This is a genomic window from Corynebacterium sp., assembly GCF_052107835.1.
In the GTDB taxonomy this organism is placed as follows: domain Bacteria; phylum Actinomycetota; class Actinomycetes; order Mycobacteriales; family Mycobacteriaceae; genus Corynebacterium.
Window position 1 is genome coordinate 1 of record NZ_JBQEDF010000099.1, and the last position, 4,103, is coordinate 4,103.

Below are 4,103 nucleotides of genomic sequence, written 5' to 3' on the forward strand. Positions count from 1 at the left end.
GAATCGGGTGCGGCGTTCGATGTCCGGAAGAGGGGCACAAACGCCGCAATCTAGAACGGCTGGATGCCACGACGCACGAAAGTCAGATCCCGGTCCCCCGCACTGAGCGGGGAACCGGGATCTGATTCATATGGAGGCTACTAGGGCTCCACAGGACGCGGTGCTCCGTTCGACGCAGAGGTACCGCCGTCGACCGGGATGATCGCGCCAGTGATGTACCCGGCGTCCGGGCTGGCGAGGAACAGTACAGCCCGGGCGATGTCCTCGGGTTGGGCCACCCGGTCGAGTGCGACCCTGTCCATCAGCCGCTCCAGAAACACCGGGTCATCCAGGCGGTCCCTGGTCAACCTCGTCTCCGTGAAGGCCGGCGCGATGGCGTTCACCCGGACCCCGTCCCGCCCCAGATCCAGCGCGAGCCCCTGGACGAGAGAATTCACCGCCGACTTCGTGGCGCCGTAGGCGAACATCCCCCACTCACCGCGCAGGCCGGCGACCGACGACACCGCAACGATGTTCCCACGGCTGCGGCGCAACGGTTCAACGCATGCCTGGGCAAGTTCTATGACGGAATCCAGGTTGATCGAGCGGACCCTCGACCACGCCTCGCGGGTGAATGAATCTACGGGGCTCGGCTCACTGGTCCCGGCGCAGGCGACCACGACATCGAGCCGTCCGAAGTGTTCCAGGGCCGCGGCAACCACGGTTTCCGCCGCTCCCGGGTGCGTCAGGTCCCGTGGCACAGTCAGTGCCTGGTCCGTCCCGTACCCGTCGGCGGTCTCCTCGAGCGGTTCTGCGTGCCGCCCGGTGAGAACCACGGAAGCACCCTGTTCCAGGAACGCCCGTGCGATCCCGCGTCCGATCCCCGAGCCTGCCCCGGTGACCAGGACGACGGAACCAGCGTAGGGGTAGGTCGCCCAGCAGATCATGCCGGGAGCGAGGCCTCGAGGGCCGAGTCGGCGGCCAACAGGACATCGGCTGCCTGCTGCACACCTTCGACTCGCCCGAGCTCGACATCCTCGTGCTCGATGTTGACCCGCATTCCGGGGTCGATGGCGTGCAGGGCCCGGAGGAACTCCGTCCAGTAGGCCACGTCATGCCCCTTCCCCAGCGCCACAAAGTCCCAGGCGGAATTCTCGGGCCAGGCGTTCGCCCACTCATCACCGCCGAGGTTGGTGCGCTCCTCGTCCGGGGAGAGCCGCCGGAAGCTGTTGTCGAGGACGCCGTTGATGCGCGCCCACTCAGGGTTGACCCGGACGTCCTTGGCCGCGGCATGGAATACCAGGTCGCCCAGGTGCTCGGCGACGGCGATCGGGTCCATCTGCTGCCAGAACAGGTGGGAGGCGTCCAGTTCGACACCGACGTGGGTGGCGCCGGTCTCCTCGACGAGCCGGTGCACGTCGGCGCAGTTGAAGACCAGGTTCTGCGGGTGGAGCTCCAGGGCGACCTTCACCCCGTGGTCCGCGGCGAGACGGTCGGTCTCGCGCCAGAAGTCGGCGGCGACCCCCCACTGGTAATCGAGGACGTCGAGGGCGCCCGAGTTCCATGCGTTGACGATCCAGTTCGGACGGGTCGCCCCGGGCTCTCCACCGGGCAGCCCGGACATGGTGACCACGCGGTCCTGTCCGAGCCGTTCCGCCAGCCGGATGGAACGGCGGATGTCCTCGGAATGCCGGTCACCGATCGCACGGTTCGGGTGCAGGGGGTTGCCGTTGCAGTTCAGTCCCGCGATGTCGACCCCGGTTCCCTCGAAAATGCCGAGGTAGTCGTCCCGGGCACTGTCGCTGGCGAGGATATCGTCGAAAGTGGGGACGTGGAGAGCCGGCAGGAACCCACCGGTGTTGATCTCCAGGCCGGTCAGACCGACCCCGGAGACGGTCTCGATGGCCTCGGGGAGGGTCCTGTCGTGCAGGATGGCGTTGTACAGGCCGAGCTTCATGGGTACTCCTAAACGGTGGCGGGGGTCGGGACGGTGACTTCGGCGCCACCCTCGGCGGCGGAACGGGAGATGGCGTCGATCAGACGCATATTGTGGAGGCCGTCGCTGAAACCGGCGTTTCGCGGGTAGCTCTCCGACTCGGGGACTCCGGCAACCTCCTCCAGGAAGGCACGGGCCTGGAACACGAACCCCTCGTTCTGGCCCACCCCGACACCCGGGGAATCCATGGCCAGCCCTCCCTGCCAGTACGGGTGGGACGGCCCGAGGGTCACTGTGCGGTAGCCGGCGTCACCGTCCTGCGGGCTGAAGATCTGGAACTCGCCCGGGTGCCGGAAGTCGTACTTCAGCGACCCCCTCTCGCAGAAGATCTCGAAGCCGAGGGTGTTGGCGTGCCCCTGCGAGATACGCGTGACCTGCAGCGTCGCCGTCCCTCCTCCGGCGAAGGACCCCGAGAAGGACGCGACATCGTCATTCTCGACGTCCTCGTACTCGTCGGAGACGGCACCCCCCTCATGCCCAACCACGGCACCCAGCGGCTTGGGGCGCTGCGTGATCACGGTGCTGAGCTGGCCACCCCGGACAGTGGCGAACTGGGATCCGGCGACGAACTCCGCCAGGTAGGTGAGGTGGCTCCCGACGTCGGCGAGTGCACCGGAACCGTTCGGACCCTTGTAGCGCCAGCTGATCGGGGCCTGCGGATCGGATCCGTAGTCGGTCCAGTAGTAGCCGCTGACGTGAGCGACCTTTCCCAGTTCACCGGACAGGACGAGGTCACGGATGTGGGCGATCCCGGGCGCACGCCGGAAGGTCAGTCCGATTCGGGCCACGGCACCGGAGGTTGCGGACGCTGTGTCAGCGGCACTGATCATCGCCTCCGCGTCCCCGATGGTGTCACTGAGTGGCTTCTCGCAGAGCACATGCTTGCCGGCTGCCAGGAGTGCTTCCGCGATCTCGCGGTGCAGCGCATTGGCCACCACGATACTGACCACGTCAACGTCATCGGCCTCGGCGATGGCCTGCCAGGACGTGTCGAAGCGTTCGAACCCGAACCGCTTCGCGGTGGTCTCGGCGAGTTTCTCATTGGCGTCGGCGATGGAGACCAGACGGATGTCCGGAAGTTCCCCGGTATGGACGGTCGGCGCTGTCCGGTATCCCGCGGCATGCGCCTTCCCTGCCATGCCTGCGCCGATGACAGCGACCCCGATGCTTGACGACGTCATGAATTACCTCCTGGAGTGTGTCCGGTGCCGCAATCGGGCCCCGGTGTGATGGACGCTATATCCGAAGCGTTTCCCAGGAATAGTATGCGTGAATATTTGTCCTGTCAATCAAACAAATGAAAGTTTCTCGCGCAGGGAAGGTCACATGGCAACGGTGCGCCCTTCACGTGCACTGACGGCCACCGCATCCAGGACCCGGAGCACCTCGACCCCCTCCGTCCCGGGGACCGGACCAGCCCCTCCGTGGGCGACCGCCCCAGCGAAACCGTCATAGAAACACGTGTAGTCCCCCTGAGCGGACGGCACGGACACCTCCCCCGAGTCAGTGCGCAGGACGCCCCACCGGGACGCGTCCTCGTAGCCCCAGTCCGCCCGCCGTCCCGCCGGACGTTTCCCGCGCTTGACCGCCTCCGCCTGGACATCGGTGAAGTCGGAGACGTAGGAGCCGTCATCCCCGAAGATCCGTACCTCCTTCGACACGAGGTGGTCCACCTTGCTCGCGGAAATCCTGGACACCGCGCCCGACCGGTGGCCGAGCACGATCAGGAAACGCACGTTCGTCTCCCCCTCCGCCCGGTCCTGCGAGTCGAGTCGCGCGTACACGGATACTGCCGGCCCCATCAGCGTCAGCGCCTGGTCCACGACATGCGAGCCGAGGTCACGAAGAAGACCACCCTGCGGACCACTCTCCACGGACTCCGGCTCATCGAGGTCCAGACGCAGGTCCAACCCGCGCACCGTCCCCAGTGCCCCACCGTCGACCACCCCGCGCGCCGTCACGATGTCGGTGTCGAACCGTCGGTTGTGGAACACGTTGAGCACCAGTCCCCGCTCGTCAGCGGCGCGGACCAGCTCCTCCCCCGTCACCGCGTCCGGGGCGAAGGGCTTGTCCGCGACCACCGACACGCCGGCCTCCAGCGCCCGCAGGACAAGGTCCCGGCGGGTAT

The 4,103-nt window shown here is 67.0% G+C and carries 4 protein-coding genes; all 4 read right to left on the reverse strand.

The genetic code is table 11. The annotated features are described in order from the left end of the window. Positions 1–140: 140 nt before the first annotated feature. Complete coding sequence (locus ACTIL2_RS15165; RefSeq protein WP_442338311.1) at positions 141–926, reverse strand: SDR family NAD(P)-dependent oxidoreductase; 786 nt, start codon at positions 924–926, stop codon at positions 141–143. After that, positions 923–1,936 (reverse strand): sugar phosphate isomerase/epimerase family protein, encoded by a 1,014-nt coding sequence (locus tag ACTIL2_RS15170; RefSeq protein ID WP_442338312.1) that lies wholly within the window; start codon positions 1,934–1,936, stop codon positions 923–925. Before ACTIL2_RS15170 ends, ACTIL2_RS15165 begins: the two co-directional genes overlap by 4 nt. A gap of 8 nt (positions 1,937–1,944) precedes the next feature. Continuing rightward, on the reverse strand, positions 1,945–3,156 hold the full coding sequence (locus tag ACTIL2_RS15175) for a Gfo/Idh/MocA family protein (protein ID WP_442338313.1): 1,212 nt from the start codon (positions 3,154–3,156) through the stop codon (positions 1,945–1,947). Between the two features lie 141 nt (positions 3,157–3,297). Beyond that, positions 3,298–4,103, reverse strand: an 806-nt coding sequence (locus ACTIL2_RS15180) for a Gfo/Idh/MocA family oxidoreductase (RefSeq protein WP_442338314.1), incomplete at its 5' end; no start/stop codon positions are given.

Excerpts from the sequence above, each read along its gene's own strand:
- ACTIL2_RS15165 (WP_442338311.1), bottom strand. The coding sequence starts at position 926 with ATGATCTGCTGGGCGACCTACCCCTACGCTGGTTCCGTCGTCCTGGTC.
- ACTIL2_RS15170 (WP_442338312.1), bottom strand. The coding sequence starts at position 1,936 with ATGAAGCTCGGCCTGTACAACGCCATCCTGCACGACAGGACCCTCCCC.
- ACTIL2_RS15175 (WP_442338313.1), bottom strand. The coding sequence starts at position 3,156 with ATGACGTCGTCAAGCATCGGGGTCGCTGTCATCGGCGCAGGCATGGCA.